Below are 14,126 nucleotides of genomic sequence, written 5' to 3' on the forward strand. Positions count from 1 at the left end.
GCGCACGCAGCCGACACATGCGTGTCGTATCATCGCCCGAACTCGCGCGCAGATCGCCCGCGATCAACGACCATCCGCCCCCTCGGACAGGAGCCAGCATGACCCGTCGACTCGTCATCGTCGTCCGCGCCGATCCGGTGATCTGCGGCCATTCGGGGGAGGCCCGGAACCTCGCCGAGGCCGCCATCGCCCGCGGCTTCGACGAGGTGCGCATCGTGACCTGGCCCATCGAGCGCCTCGAGTCGGCCGGGCTGCCGCTCAAGCCGCTCGAGTCGGTGCTCCCGTACAGCCCCGGGATCCTCGTCGAGCGCCCCGAGCCGGTCGGCGACTACAAGGTCGTCGACGGGCGGTACATCGGAGGTCTCGTCGGGCGCCTCGTCGAGCTGTTCACCGACGGCGTGCCGACCGTCGCGATGTCGCTCTACCTGAGCCCGCACACGACGGCCGTGAGCGACGCCGTCTCGGTCGCGCGCCGCACGGGGCTTCCCGTCGACGTCGTGACGGTGGCCGAGGCCGTCGGATCCGACGTGACGAACGTCGTGCGCCAGTGCGTGAACGAGGGCCGCTTCGGCGCGGCGGCGCACGTGCTCGAGTCGTATCTCGCGAGCGACGTGTGCGTCGCGGTGTCGCAGTACACGAAGGACCTCATCGTCGAGGAGGCGCGCGTGCTCGACGCGCGCCACGGCACGCGGTACGCCGCGCGCTGCGAGGAGCGGATCGCGATCTCGTACCCTGCGATCGACGCCTCGCTGTTCCTCGATCTCGACGGCGCCGAGGTCGATCGGCGCCTCGCCCAGCGGGGCCTCGAGCGCGACGGCTACGTCTTCTACCTCTCGCGGCTCGCTCGTGCGAAGGGCGTCGACGACCTCATCGAGGGCTTCGCGCGATCGAGCGCCCCCGCGACGCGCCGGCTCGTCATCGCTGGTCGCGGTCCAGAGGAGCAGGAGCTGCGCGCGCTCGCCGCGGCGTCTCCGGTCGCCGACCGCATCACGTTCCTCACCGACGTCGACGACGCCGAGAAGCCGTATCTCTTCGCCGGCGCGGCCGCGTACGTGCTCCCGACGAAGCCGCGGCCGGAGTTCATCGAGACCTTCGGCATCGCGCTCGCCGAGAAGGCGCTCTCGGGCGGTGGCCCGGCCATCACCACGCTCACGGGCGGCGTCGGCGAGGCCGTCGGCGACACCGCGATCATCATCGGCGTCGACGCGCCCGATGAGATCGCGGCCGCGATCGACCGCGCGATCGGGATGGACGTGCTCGAGCGCGCGGAGTGGGAGGAGCGGGCCAGGGCGCACGCGCTCCAGTTCGACCGCGGCAGCGTGTTCGACGCGCTGTTCGCGCGCGTCGACGCGCTCCAGGCGGCGGCGGTGTGAATCCGCATCTTCCGGCGCCGACCGCCCTCGCGCTCAATAAGGTGGAGACATGAACATTCCCGCAGTGACTCTGAACTCCGGCCACGACATCCCCCAGCTCGGCTTCGGCGTCTTCCTCGTGCCGCCGGCGGAGGCGGAGCAGGCCGTCAGCGAGGCCCTCGAGCTCGGCTACCGCCACATCGACACCGCGGCGATCTACCGGAACGAGGAGGGGGTGGGCGCCGCCATCGCGAAGAGCGGCATCCCGCGCGAGGAGCTGTTCATCACGACGAAGCTCTGGAACGACCGCCAGTCGGGCGAGCAGCCGCACGACGCCATCCGCGAGAGCCTCGACAAGCTCGGCCTCGAGTACGTCGACCTCTACCTCACGCACTGGCCGACGCCCGAGAAGGACACCTACTCGAACGCGTGGGCGAAGCTCATCGAGATCCGCGACGCGGGCCTGGCGCGCTCGATCGGCGTCTCGAACCATCTGCCCGAGCACCTCGACCGGATCGTGAAGGACACCGGCGTCGTGCCGGCCGTCGACCAGATCGAGCTGCACCCCGCCTACCAGCAGCGGGATGTGCTCGCGTGGGCCGAGCAGAACGGCACGAAGATCGAGTCGTGGGGCCCCCTCGGCCAGGGCAAGTACCCGCTGTTCGAGAACCCGGCGGTCGCCGAGGCGGCGGCGGCGCACGGCGTGACGCCCGCTCAGGCGGTCATCCGCTGGCACCTGCAGAAGGGCTTCATCGTGTTCCCCAAGTCGACGCGCAAGGAGCGGATGGCCGAGAACCTCGACGTGTTCGGCTTCGAGCTCACCGCCGACGAGGTCGCCCGCATCGACGGCATCGACCCCCTCGACGGGTCGGGGCGCGTGGGCGCACACCCGCTCGAGTTCAACTGAGCCGACCGCGCGGCCGCCGTCTCCCCGGAGGCGGCGGCCGCGTGCTGTCTGCGCACCGCCGCACCTCCTCCCCGGGCGTCCGCCGGGTTGCGGCTAGCCTGAACTGCGCCCGGGTGGTCCGGCGCGCATGCGGGAGGAGCGGTCTGTGTCGAAGGCGCCCACCGTCTACGACGTCGCGGAGAGCGCCGGTGTCTCGATCGCGACCGTGTCCCGCGTGCTGCGCACCCCCGAGGCGGTGCGCCCGGAGACGCGCGACCGCGTCCTCGATGCCGTCTCGCGTCTCGGGTACGTGCCCAGCGGAAGCGCGCGCGGGCTCGCCGAGCGGCGCACGGGCGTGCTCGGCATGTACTTCCCGGGCTTCGACGCGATCGACGACGTCTCGGCTCTCGACGTGCTCGCGAACGAGGTCAGGGAGCCGTTCACGGTCGTCCGCGGCGCGGGTCCGCGCGACGACGCCCGCGCATCGATGCTGTTCCAGGACGAGGTGCTGCGCGGCGCCGAGCTCGAGGCCTGGCGGCGCGGCTTCGTGCTCATGGTGGGCGTGGGGCGGGGCGACCCGTCAGCTTCGACCGTGCGCGACATGGCCGGTCGCGTCGACGGGCTCGTCGTCCTCGCCAGCAGCATCCCCGACGACGCGCTGGACTGGCTCTCGCGGCGCGTGCCCATCGTCGTGCTCGCAGGGCCCCGCCGCGGCGACCGACACGACCACGTCACCGTGAGCAACACCGAGGCCATGGCCGAGCTGACGCGCCACGTCCTCGCGCAGACCGACGGGCGCCCTCCCGCGTACCTCGCCGGCCCGGCGGACTCGCCAGATGGCGCGCAGCGCTGGGAGGGCTTCCGTCGCGCGATCGAGGCGGCCGGACTCCGCATCGACGAGATCGACGTGCGCCGGGGGGACTTCACGCGGGCATCGGGGCGCCGCGTGGGGGAGGAGCTCGTCGCGCACGGCCTTCCCGCCGCCCTCATGTCGTCGAACGACCAGATGGCGCTCGGGGCCCTGGACGCGTTCGCGAGCGCGGGCATCCGCGTCCCCGAGGACGTGATCGTCACGGGCTTCGACGGCATCGACGCCTCCGCTCTCGTCTCGCCCCCGCTCACGACCGTGCGGCAGCCCATGATCGAGCTCGGGCGCGCCGCCATCCAGGTGCTCGCGCACCGTCTCGAGGCGCCGGACGCCGAGCCGGTGTCGGTCCGGCTGCCGGTCGAGATCCTCCTGCGCGAGAGCTCGCTGCGCGCGAGCTGACGCGCGCTCGCCTCCGTCGTGCGGATCGGAGCACCCCGCAGACCGTTGCGCGCGGCAATGTATGCGCTTACACTCGTCGTGCGGACACCCTCCGCGAACGCCTCCTCCTCACGAGGAGCCGTGCTCCAGACACACACGACATCGAGGTCACACCGTGCCGAAGACGCACAGACTCCGCCGCTGGCGGCGGGCGGCGGCCGCCGGGCTCGCCGCCGTCGCGCTCGCGGTGAGCGGATGCAGCATCCAGATCACGTCGCAGCCCGATCCCTCGATCGGCGACGACACGATGCTCATCAACGCCGACCACGGGAACCCGCTGTTCACGCGCACCTTCAACCCCTATCTCACGAACACGCGCACCGCGTCGCGGTGGATCTACGAGCCGCTCGTCCTCGTCAACCCGCTCGACGGGTCGCTGACGCCGTGGCTCGCGTCGGAGTGGGAGCAGCCCGACGCAGAGACGATCGTCATGACCCTCCGCGACGGCGTCGAGTGGAGCGACGGCGAGCCCTTCACGGCAGCCGATGTCGCGTTCACGTTCGACATGCTCAAGAAGACGCCCGCGAACGACATCTACGGCGCGTGGCAGCACCTCGCGAGCGTCGAGGCCGACGGGCAGACGGTGACGTTCCGCCTGCAGGGCGAGGACGCACCCGCCCTGTCGATCATCGGGAAGACCTTCATGGTCCCCGAGCACATCTGGGCCGAGGTCGACGATCCCGGCACCTGGCGCAACGAGCACCCGGTCGGCACAGGGCCGTTCGTGCTCGGCAACTACAGCGACCAGCAGTACTCGATGGACCGGAACCCGACGTACTGGCAGGCCGACTCGATCGAGATCGAGCACATCATCCTGCCCGCGACGAACACCCAGCTCGACACCGTGACGCGCGGCTACGACTGGGCCTACTCCTTCATCTCGGACGTCGAGGGCACCTGGGGCGCTGCCAGCGCGCACAACCGCTGGTGGTTCCCTCCCGTCGGCATCATCTCGCTCGTGCCGAATCTCGAGCGCGAGCCGTTCGACGACGTCGGCGTGCGACGCGGGATCGCGCTCGCGCTGGATCGCGAGGAGATCGCCGAGACCGCGTCGGAGGGCTACATGGAGCCCGCCGGACAGACGGGCCTCATCCTCCCCAATCAGGAGGAGTACCTCGATCCGACGATTCCCGACAGCGGCGTCCTCGCGCAGGATCAGGACGCGGCGCTCGCGGCATTCGAGGAGGCCGGCTACGAGCTCGAGGGTGACCGCCTCGTCGACGACGCGGGGGAGCAGCTCTCGTTCTCGCTCACGACGGCGAACGGCTACTCCGACTGGACGCGCGCCGCGCAGGCCGTGCAGCGCCAGCTCGCCGAGGTCGGCGTGAAGGTCTCCCTCGAGCTGCCGCAGCCGGCCGGCTACCAGAGCGCGATCGCGAACGGCGACTTCGAGATGGCGATCGGCGGCATGGGGAACGGCGAGGTGTACCAGTCGTTCAACAGCCTGCTCTCGAGCGACTTCTACGTGCCGAGCGGCGAGACGACCGCGAACAACTTCGAGCGGTTCCGCTCCGACGAGGCGGATGCGCTCCTCACCGAGTACCGCTCGACGGTCGACCCGCAGCGGCAGACCGAGATCGTCCACGAGCTGCAGGGCATCGTCTACGACGAGCTGCCGGTGATCGGGCTCTACTACGGCGGCAGCTGGGGGCTCTTCAACGACGCGAAGTTCACCGGCTGGCCCTCGGCGGAGGACCCGTACATGATCCCCCAGAACTACGACTCGGCCCCGCTCGCGATCTTCCCGCGCCTGGACCGGGTGGAGGGAGACCAGTGAAGTACCTGCTCCAGAAGCTCGGCCTGTTCGCTCTCACGCTGTGGGCCGCGATCACCCTGAACTTCTTCCTGCCCCGCCTGATGCCGGGCTCTCCCGCCGATGCCGCTCTCGCCAAGCTCTCGCAGAACGGCCCGGTGTCCGAGGCCACGCGGGCGGCGATCGAGGCGCAGCTCGGCGTGCCGAGCGGATCCCTGTGGGACCAGTACGTCGCGTACCTCGGCCAGGTCGTCACGCTCGACTTCGGCGTCTCGTACACGTTCTATCCGCAGACGGTCTCGAGCATGGTCTCGACGGCGCTGCCCTACACGATCGGGCTCGTCGGCATCGTCACGGTGCTCGCGTTCGTCATCGGCACCCTGATCGGCGTGCTCGCGGCGTGGAAGCGCGGGACCTGGCTCGATGCGCTGCCGACGCTGACGGGCTCCTTCCTCAGCACGTTCCCGTACTTCTGGACCGCGCTCCTGCTCCTGTTCTTCCTCGGGTACGTGCTGCACTGGTTCCCGACCACCGGCGCGTACGCGGCGACCACGACACCGGGATTCACGGGGGAGTTCGTCGCCGACCTCGTCCGGCACGCCGCGCTGCCGGCGCTCACGATCCTGCTGACCTCGCTCGGCGGGTGGATCATCGGCATGCGCAACGCGATGATCAACACGCTCGGCGAGGACTACGTCACGTTCGCCGAGGCCAACGGCCTGCGCGGTCGGACGATCGCCATCCGCTACGCGGCGCGCAACGCGATCCTGCCGAATCTCACCGGCTTCGGCCTCACGCTCGGCGGCGTCGTCGGCGGGTCGATCCTCGTCGAGCAGGTCTTCGGGTACCCCGGCATCGGATACCTGCTCTTCAACGCCGTGATCGGGCAGGACTACCCGCTCATGCAGGCGCTCTTCCTGATGATCACGGTCAGCGTGCTCATCGCCAACTTCCTCGTCGACATCCTGTACGGCGTGCTGGACCCAAGGACTCGCCGATGACCTCCACCATGAACGTCAAGATGCCCCCGCGCTCGATCGCCGGGCCGCGCCCATGGCGCTCCGCCGGCCGCATGGTCGCGACCCTGTGGGGCAACGGCAAGGCGCGCCTCGGGCTGTGCATCCTCGCCGTGTTCGCGCTCGCCGCCGTCTTCGCGCCGGTGCTCGCGCCGTACGGCCCCAAGGACAACGGCTTCCCGCGCAATGCCGACGCATCGTGGGAGCACTGGCTCGGCACGACGGCGGCCGGCGAGGATGTGCTCAGCCAGCTGCTCTACGGCGCGCAGGTGAGCCTCGTGGTCGGGTTCGCTGCCGGCATCCTCTCCACGGTCGTGGCGGTGCTCATCGGACTGAGCTGGGGCTACCTGCGCGGGTTCGCGGCCGAGGCCGTCGGCTTCGTGGTCAACCTCTTCCTCGTGATCCCGGGGCTCCCGCTCATGATCGTCATCGCGGCCTACCTGCAGAACGGCGGGATGCTCATGATCGTCGCCGTCATCGTCGTGACCGGATGGGCGTGGGGAGCGCGGGTGCTGCGCAGCCAGACGCAGTCCCTGCGCGGACGGGACTTCGTCGCGTCGGCGCAGTTCTCGGGCGACGGTCCCGCGCGGATCGTGTTCCGCGAGATCCTCCCCAACATGACCTCGATCATCGCCGGAACGCTCTTCGGGGCCGCGACGGCGGCGATCCTCGCGGAGGCGGGTCTCGAGTTCCTGGGGCTCGGCGACTCGAGCATCGTGAGCTGGGGGACGATGCTCTACTGGGCCCAGAACTCCAACTCCCTCCTCACCGGCCAGTGGCTGCTCCTGTTCGCGCCCGGCCTCTGCATCGCCCTCCTCGCCCTGAGCCTCACGCTCATCAACTTCGGCGTCGACGGCATCTCGAATCCGCGTCTGCGGGAAGGAAAGGGGCGATGAGCATGGAGCGCGAGATCCTGCTGGATGTCCAGGGACTGTCGGTCGAGTACGCGTCGCCGGGAGCGGCGCCCGTCACGGCCGTCGACGACGTCTCGTTCACGCTGCGGCGCGGGGAGTTCGTCGGCCTCGTGGGGGAGTCGGGGTCGGGCAAGTCGACGCTCGGCTTCGTGCTCACCCGGCTGCAGAAGCCGCCGGCGCGGATCAGCGGCGGGCGCATCCTCTTCGGCGGTCGCGACATCCGCGAGCTCGACGCCGAGGAGCTGCGCCGGCAGCGGCAGGGCGGATTCGCCATGGTGCTCCAGTCGGGCATGAACGCGCTCAACCCCGTCCGCACGATCCGGAGCCACTTCCTCGACGTCTTCGCCGCGCACGGCCACGTCGCCGGCCCCGAGCGCGAGGCGCGAGCGCGCGAGCTCGTGGCCAAGGTGGGGCTGAGGCCCGAGGCGCTCGACCGCTACCCGGGTGAGCTCTCGGGCGGCATGCGCCAGCGGGCGTCGATCGCGATCGCCCTGTCGCTCGAGCCGCAGCTCATGGTGTTCGACGAGCCGACGACCGCGCTGGATGTGCTCGTGCAGCACGCGGTCATGGACACGATCCAGGCTCTCCAGCGCGCCGAGGACTTCACCGCGATCCTCATCAGCCACGACCTCGGCATCGTGCTCGAGGCCACCGACCGCGTCCTGGTCATGCACGAGGGCCGCATCGTCGAGGACGCGCCGAGCCGCGACATCCTCGAGCGCCCGCAGGATCCGTACACGCGCATGCTGCTGAGCCACTACGCGGATCCGCGTGCTGCGCACATCTCGATCCCGGGCTTCGTCGACCTCGCGACGCGGAAGGCGCAGGGCGCCACGCGTGCCGAGGGCACCGAGACCGTGCCCACGGTCGGGTCGCGCGGAACCCGCCGCGCGGATGCGGCCATCGCGGTCGAGAGCGTGTCGAAGACCTACCCCGCTCCGCGCCGCGGACAGCCGCCCGTGACCGCGGTCGACGACGTGTCGTTCCGGCTCGAGCCGGGGGAGTCGCTCGCCCTCGTGGGCGCCTCGGGGTCGGGCAAGTCGACCCTCGCGAAGCTCATCACGGGCGTCGAGAAGCCGACGTCGGGCGTCGTCCGCTTCGGCGACGTCGACGTGCCGTCGCTGCGCCGGAAGGGGCTGCGCGACCTGCGCAAGGACGTGCAGATGGTGTTCCAGGACCCCTACGCGGCGCTGAACCCGCTCCACACGGTGGAGTACACGCTCACGCGCCCCGTCGTGAACTACACGGGGCTGCGCGGAGTCGAGGCGCGCGCCCGTGTCCTCGAGCTCCTCGAGACCGTGGGGCTGACCCCCGTCGAGCAGTTCGCGGCCAAGCTCCCGCACCAGCTCTCGGGCGGGCAGCGGCAGCGCGTCGTCATCGCCCGTGCGCTTGCCAGCGATCCGCAGGTGCTCATCGCGGACGAGCCGGTGTCGATGCTCGACGTGTCGCTGCGCGCCGGCGTGCTCGCGCTCCTCGAGGACCTGCGCGAGCGCTGGGGCATCAGCATGCTCTACATCACGCACGACCTCCTGAGCGCCCGCCTCGTCACCGAGAACATCCTCGTGCTCGACCAGGGGCGCGTCGTCGAGCGCGGAGAGACCGCGCACGTGCTGCAGCATCCGCAGGACCCGTACACGATCGGCCTCCTGGACGCCGTGCCGAACCCCGCTCGCGCGCGCTGAGCGCGCGGGCGGCATCCGAAACTGAAACAGCGAGAGGAGCATCCGTGCTCTCATTCCCCGATGGCTTTCTCTGGGGCGCCGCGACCGCGGCGCATCAGGTGGAGGGGAACAACGTCGGCAGCAACTGGTGGGTCATGGAGCACGCTCCCGGCTCCCCGATGGTGGAGCCCTCGGGCGACGCCGCCGACCACTATCACCGCTACCCGGAGGACATGCGCCTCCTCGCGGAAGCGGGCCTGAACTCCTACCGGTTCTCGATCGAGTGGGCGCGGATCGAGCCCGAGCGCGGGTTCGTCTCGCGCGCCGCGCTCGACCACTACCGGCGGATGATCGACACGGCGCGCGAGACGGGGCTCGACCCGACCGTGACGCTCATGCACTTCACGGTGCCGCGCTGGTTCCAGGACGACGGCTTCTGGCGTGCGGACGACGCGGTCGACCTGTTCGCGCGCTACACCGAGACCGTGCTGCCGATCCTCGAGGGGGTCGAGCACGTGTGCACGATCAACGAGCCGAACATCGCCGCGATGCTCGCCGGCGGGGAGGATGCCGCGAACCTCGTCGCGTACGGGCTCCCGCATCCCGACCTCGGCGTCGCCGACACCCTGCTCGCCGCCCACCGTCGATCCGCCGAGATCCTCCGGTCCGTGCCGGGCATCAAGGCCGGCTGGACCATCGCGACGCAGGCGTTCCACTCGACGGGCGAGCTCGGCGCGGACGAGAAGCTGCAGGAGTACGGCCATCCGCGCGACTTCTGGTACCTCGAGCAGTCCGCGGGTGACGACTTCGTCGGGGTGCAGGCCTACACGCGGACGTTCATCGGGCCGGAGGGCCCGCTGCCCGTCGCGGAGGGCGTCGAGACGACGCTCACCGGCTGGGAGTTCTTCCCCGACGCGCTCGAGCTCGGCGTCCGCTCGGCATGGGAGCTGTCCGGCGGGACGCCCATCCTCGTCACGGAGAACGGGATCGCGACGTCGGACGACACGCGACGCGTCGCCTACACGCGGGGAGCGCTCGAGGGCCTCCACCGCGCGATCTCGGACGGCATCGACGTGCGCGGCTACCAGCACTGGAGCGCGCTCGACAACTACGAGTGGGCGAGCGGGTACCGGCCGACGTTCGGCCTCATCGCGTTCGACCGCGAGACCTTCGCGCGCACGCCGAAGCCGAGCCTGGCCTGGCTCGGCGAGGTCGCGCGCCGCAACGGCCTCGACGGCTGAGCGCGTGACGCACGAGACCCCCGGAGCGCGCGCTCCGGGGGTCTCGCGCATGCGGGATCAGACCCAGCTGGGCAGCCAGTTGTGCAGCTGCCAGAGCGGGAACGGCTCGACGATCCCGAGGGCGAGCGGAAGGTAGAACGCGCCCACGACGACGGCCACCGCGAGGAACACGGCCGCCGCGATGCGCCACGCGCGCCGTTCGCGATCGGCGGCCTCCGTCGCGAAGGCGACCTCGGCATCCGTCGGGAACGGGAGCAGGTCGGGCTGCCGCGAGCGGGTCAGATGCTGCAGCGCGACCGCGAGTCCGAGCACGACGAACGGCAGCATGACGACCGTGTAGAACTGGAACACCGTGCGCTCGGGGTAGAGCAGCCAGGGCAGGTAGGTCACGGCGATCCCCGCGAGCGGGAAGCCGAATCGGGCGTCGCGGGTGCGGATGAGCAGCCAGACGAGGAAGAGGGCGGCCGCGATCCCCGCGTACCAGACGACGGGGTTCGGGATGCTGCCGATCACGCCGATGCAGTCGGTCGACCACGCGCAGGTCGTCGTGCTGACCTCGGGGCGCGTCAGCCACATCGCGGTCGGGCGGAGGAGGAGCGGCCACTGCCACGCGGGGCTCGCGTACGGATGGCTCGCGCTGAGCCCCACGTGGAACCCGTAGACCGCCTGATGGTAGTTCCACAGGGCGACCAGCGGGTTCGCGTCGCTCGCGCGGTCGTACCCGCCGGTCGTGACGAGCCACCCGCTCCACGAGAGCAGGTACACCACGGCGGCGGCCGGCACGAGCAGCAGGAAGGTGACGGGGCCCTGGCGGAGGATCGCGGAGAAGTACCACTCGCGGACGCCCGCGCGGCGACACCAGAGCGCGTCGAGGACGACGAGTCCGATCCCGACGCCCGCGATGACGTACATGCCCGACCACTTGACGGCGGTCGCGGCGCCGAACGCGGCGCCCGCGGCGAGGAGCCAGGGGCGCGCCCAGACGACGGGCCCCCACGCCTCGGTCTGATCGCGGAGGACGCGATCGCGCGTCTCCTGCACATCGCGCAGCAGGAAGGAGAAGCCCAGGAGCACGAAGAGAGCGAGGATGCCGTCGAGCAGCGCGACCCTGCTCATCGCGACCGCGAGCGGGTCGATGGCGAGCAGGAGCCCCGCGACACCCGCGACCGCGATGGAGCCGGTGAGGCGGCGCGCGACGAGGGAGAGCAGCGGCACGAGGAGGGTGCCGACGACGGCGGTCGAGATCCGCCAGCCCCATCCCGAGTCGGCGCCGAAGACCGCGAGCCCCAGTGCGATGATCCACTTGCCCAGGGGCGGGTGCACGACGAAGGAGGCATCCGCCGAGTACACGTCGGTGTCGCCCGCGAGGAAGCTCTCGTTCGCGCCCTCGGGCCATGTGCCCTCGTAGCCGAGATGCAGAAGCGTCCAGGCGTCCTTGACGTAGTAGGTCTCGTCGAAGACGAGCTCGTGGGGATGGCCGAGTCCGACGATGCGCAGGAGGCCCGCGAGCAGCGTGAGAGCCGAGGGCACCAGCCAGCCCGCGTGCTGGCGGATGGCCGTGAGGGCTCTGTCGCGGGGGGATGCCTCGGGCAGCGCGTGCGTCACGGCTCCAGCGTAGTGCGCGGGCGCGAGGCGCCCGGGGGCGGGCGACTCCCCGGCCGGGTCCGCTCCAAGGGTCCTGACAACGCTCACCCAGGCGGGCTTCGTATGTTGACGGGATGTCCTACTCCGCGCATCGCCCGGGACGCTACGACTCGCAGGGGCGGATCATCCTCCCCGACGACGACCCGAACGGCGCCGCTCCCGACGAGGAAGCCCTGTACCTCGAACGGGAGTTCTTCCCCGAGACCGCCACCGCCCCGACCGAGCCGATCGAGGTCGACGAGCGCCCCGCTGAGGTGTCTGCCGAGCCCGAGCCGACGCCGCGCGCTCCGCGACGTCGCGCGGCGCGTGCGCCGCGCACGCCCGGCTCGCGTCTGCGCATGCTCGCGATCCTCGGCGGCGCGGACGGGCACGTGCTCGACACCGTCCCGACCGAGACGCCCCGGTTCGTGCAGATGTTCTTCGTGCTGCTCGGCACCGCGCTCGTGTCCGCGCTGTCGATGCTCTTCGCCCTCACGACCGGCGTGCAGGTCTCGGTGTGGCTCGCGGTGCCGCTCGCGATCGTCTGGGCGGGCATCATCTTCAACCTCGACCGGTTCCTCACGTCGACGATGACCGCGACCCGCAGCATCGCGCGCCTCGTCGGGCTCGCGCTGCCGCGTGTCATCATGGCGCTCCTCATCGGCGTCGTCGTCGCGGAGCCCGTCGTGCTGCAGGCCTTCCGCAACGACATCGCGCAGGAGGTCGCGTCGACGAACATCGTGCAGTCGCAGGAGGACCAGGCGGCCCTCGACTCCGGTCCCGAGAAGCAGGCGCTCGACGCCGCGACCGCGCGCCTGGGCGAGCTGCAGAACCAGGCCGCGACGGGCATCGTCGCGGGCACCGACTCGGCCTCTGCGACGCAGGCCGCCGCGCAGGCGACGGTCGACGACCTCACCGAGAAGCTCGCGGCGCAGCAGACCGTGATCGATGAGGCGCGCGCTCTCTACCAGTGCGAGCTCGACGGTACAGGAGCGGGCGAGGTCGCCGGCTGCACGGGCGTGCAGGGGGAGGGCGCGAGCTCCGATGCCGCGCAGGACCAGCTCGCGGCGGCTCAGGCGACCTATGACGACCTCGCCGCCCAGCTGCGCGAGGCGTACGAGGCCCTCGCGGCAGCCGAGACGGCTGCGGGCGAGAACGCCGCGGCATCCGAGGCCGCGAACCGCCAGGCGGCGGAGGACCAGCTGCCCGCGGCGCAGCAGGAGTACGACGCGGCGCTCGCCGCGTACAACGCGCGGGCGGCATCCGTCGCCGAGACGAACGCCGGCGCGATCGGGCTCCTCAGCCAGATCAGCGGGCTGAACCGGCTCGCGGAGAAGGAGCCGGCGATCTGGTGGGCGCATCTCCTCATCGCCGCGCTCTTCCTCATGATCGAGCTCCTCCCCGTGCTCGTGAAGGTGCTGACGAGCTTCGGCGATCCCTCGCTGTACGAGAAGGCGGCCGCCGTGCGCAAGCAGGTCGCGGAGGAGCGCGTGAACGCGGACGGGTTCCGCGACCGCGCCGACATCATCTCGGCGCCTAGGCTGGCGGGGTGATCATCCTCGCCGCGACGCCCATCGGCAATCTCGGCGACGCGTCGCGCCGCCTCGTCGAGCTGCTCGAGCAGGCGCCCGTCGTGGCCGCCGAGGACACGCGCACGACGCAGCGCCTTCTCGCCGGGCTGGGCATCGCGAACCGTCCGCGGCTCATCGCCCTGCACGACCACAACGAGCGGCAGAAGGCGGCCGAGCTCGTGGAGCTCGCGCGCGACGAGGATCTCGTCGTGCTGACCGATGCGGGCATGCCGACCGTGAGCGACCCGGGTTACGGACTCGTGCAGACCGCGGCCGCTGCGGGAGTCGACGTCACGGTCGTTCCGGGCCCGTCGGCCGTGCTCGCGGCCCTCGCGGTGTCCGGTCTCCCGACCGATCGCTTCACCTTCGAGGGCTTCCCCGCGCGCAAGCCCGGTGACCGCCGTCGCGCCCTCGCGGCGCTCGCGGCCGAGCCGCGCACGATGGTGTTCTTCGAGGCGCCCACGCGCGTCGCGCAGACGCTCGCCGACATGGCTGCCGCGTTCGGCGGCGACCGCAGGGCGGTCGTCGCGCGAGAGCTCACCAAGCTGCACGAGGAGGTCGCGCGCGGCACGCTCGACGAGCTCGTCGGATGGGCCGAGGCCGGTGTGCGCGGCGAGCTCGCGATCGTCGTGGCCGGGTCGGAGCGGCGCGAGACGCCCCTCGAGGACGCGGTCGCCCAGGTCCTCGCGCTCGTCGCCGACGGCGGCCGCCTCAAGGAGGCGGCCGCCGAGGTCGCCGCAGCGACCGGGCGCTCATCGCGCGAGCTGTATCAGGCCGCGCTCGCGGCGCGCTGACGCGCGCCC

At 71.3% G+C, this 14,126-nt stretch carries 11 protein-coding genes; 10 read left to right on the forward strand and 1 reads right to left on the reverse strand.

Annotated elements, in window-relative coordinates:
* Window positions 1-98 precede the first annotated feature (98 nt).
* From GC092_RS05530 to GC092_RS05565, 8 genes are all read left to right on the forward strand, one after another.
* Entirely contained in the window at window positions 99-1,373 is a 1,275-nt protein-coding gene (locus GC092_RS05530; protein WP_282978552.1) for a glycosyltransferase, read from the forward strand.
* Window positions 1,374-1,422: 49 nt separating this feature from the next.
* Window positions 1,423-2,259: an aldo/keto reductase gene (locus GC092_RS05535; protein ID WP_282978551.1), complete on the forward strand. Its 837-nt coding sequence runs from the start codon at window positions 1,423-1,425 to the stop codon at window positions 2,257-2,259.
* A gap of 145 nt (window positions 2,260-2,404) precedes the next feature.
* Window positions 2,405-3,505, forward strand: coding sequence for a LacI family DNA-binding transcriptional regulator (locus tag GC092_RS05540; RefSeq protein WP_324014358.1), 1,101 nt, complete (start codon window positions 2,405-2,407; stop codon window positions 3,503-3,505).
* A gap of 154 nt (window positions 3,506-3,659) precedes the next feature.
* Window positions 3,660-5,321, forward strand: coding sequence for an ABC transporter substrate-binding protein (locus GC092_RS05545; protein ID WP_324014359.1), 1,662 nt, complete (start codon window positions 3,660-3,662; stop codon window positions 5,319-5,321).
* Window positions 5,318-6,298, forward strand: a complete 981-nt coding sequence (locus GC092_RS05550) for an ABC transporter permease (RefSeq protein ID WP_282978547.1) — start codon at window positions 5,318-5,320, stop codon at window positions 6,296-6,298. The genes GC092_RS05545 and GC092_RS05550 overlap by 4 nt, the downstream gene beginning before the upstream one ends.
* Window positions 6,295-7,209 carry an ABC transporter permease gene (locus tag GC092_RS05555; RefSeq protein WP_282978545.1) on the forward strand — a complete coding sequence of 305 codons (915 nt, stop codon included), beginning with the start codon at window positions 6,295-6,297 and terminating at the stop codon, window positions 7,207-7,209. The genes GC092_RS05550 and GC092_RS05555 overlap by 4 nt, the downstream gene beginning before the upstream one ends.
* Window positions 7,206-8,909 (forward strand): ABC transporter ATP-binding protein, encoded by a 1,704-nt coding sequence (locus GC092_RS05560; RefSeq protein ID WP_324014360.1) that lies wholly within the window; start codon window positions 7,206-7,208, stop codon window positions 8,907-8,909. Before GC092_RS05555 ends, GC092_RS05560 begins: the two co-directional genes overlap by 4 nt.
* A gap of 44 nt (window positions 8,910-8,953) precedes the next feature.
* Window positions 8,954-10,129, forward strand: coding sequence for a glycoside hydrolase family 1 protein (locus tag GC092_RS05565; protein ID WP_324014361.1), 1,176 nt, complete (start codon window positions 8,954-8,956; stop codon window positions 10,127-10,129).
* Between the two features lie 57 nt (window positions 10,130-10,186).
* Here GC092_RS05565 and GC092_RS05570 read toward each other — a convergent pair whose 3' ends face one another.
* Window positions 10,187-11,734, reverse strand: coding sequence for a dolichyl-phosphate-mannose--protein mannosyltransferase (locus tag GC092_RS05570; protein ID WP_324014362.1), 1,548 nt, complete (start codon window positions 11,732-11,734; stop codon window positions 10,187-10,189).
* A 113-nt stretch (window positions 11,735-11,847) separates the two neighbouring features.
* Here GC092_RS05570 and GC092_RS05575 point away from each other — a divergent pair, with 113 nt between their 5' ends.
* Window positions 11,848-13,305, forward strand: coding sequence for a DUF4407 domain-containing protein (locus tag GC092_RS05575; RefSeq protein WP_324014363.1), 1,458 nt, complete (start codon window positions 11,848-11,850; stop codon window positions 13,303-13,305).
* The gene (gene rsmI, locus GC092_RS05580) at window positions 13,302-14,117 is read left to right on the forward strand and encodes a 16S rRNA (cytidine(1402)-2'-O)-methyltransferase (RefSeq protein WP_324014364.1); all 816 of its coding nucleotides are present in this window, start codon (window positions 13,302-13,304) and stop codon (window positions 14,115-14,117) included. Before GC092_RS05575 ends, rsmI begins: the two co-directional genes overlap by 4 nt.
* Window positions 14,118-14,126 lie beyond the last annotated feature (9 nt).

The sequence above is a fragment of the Microbacterium sp. JZ37 genome, from assembly GCF_035188445.1.
GTDB lineage: Bacteria > Actinomycetota > Actinomycetes > Actinomycetales > Microbacteriaceae > Microbacterium > Microbacterium barkeri.

Excerpts from the sequence above, each read along its gene's own strand:
- GC092_RS05575 (WP_324014363.1), top strand. The coding sequence starts at position 11,848 with ATGTCCTACTCCGCGCATCGCCCGGGACGCTACGACTCGCAGGGGCGG.
- GC092_RS05555 (WP_282978545.1), top strand. The coding sequence starts at position 6,295 with ATGACCTCCACCATGAACGTCAAGATGCCCCCGCGCTCGATCGCCGGG.
- GC092_RS05560 (WP_324014360.1), top strand. The coding sequence starts at position 7,206 with ATGAGCATGGAGCGCGAGATCCTGCTGGATGTCCAGGGACTGTCGGTC.
- GC092_RS05530 (WP_282978552.1), top strand. The coding sequence starts at position 99 with ATGACCCGTCGACTCGTCATCGTCGTCCGCGCCGATCCGGTGATCTGC.
- GC092_RS05535 (WP_282978551.1), top strand. The coding sequence starts at position 1,423 with ATGAACATTCCCGCAGTGACTCTGAACTCCGGCCACGACATCCCCCAG.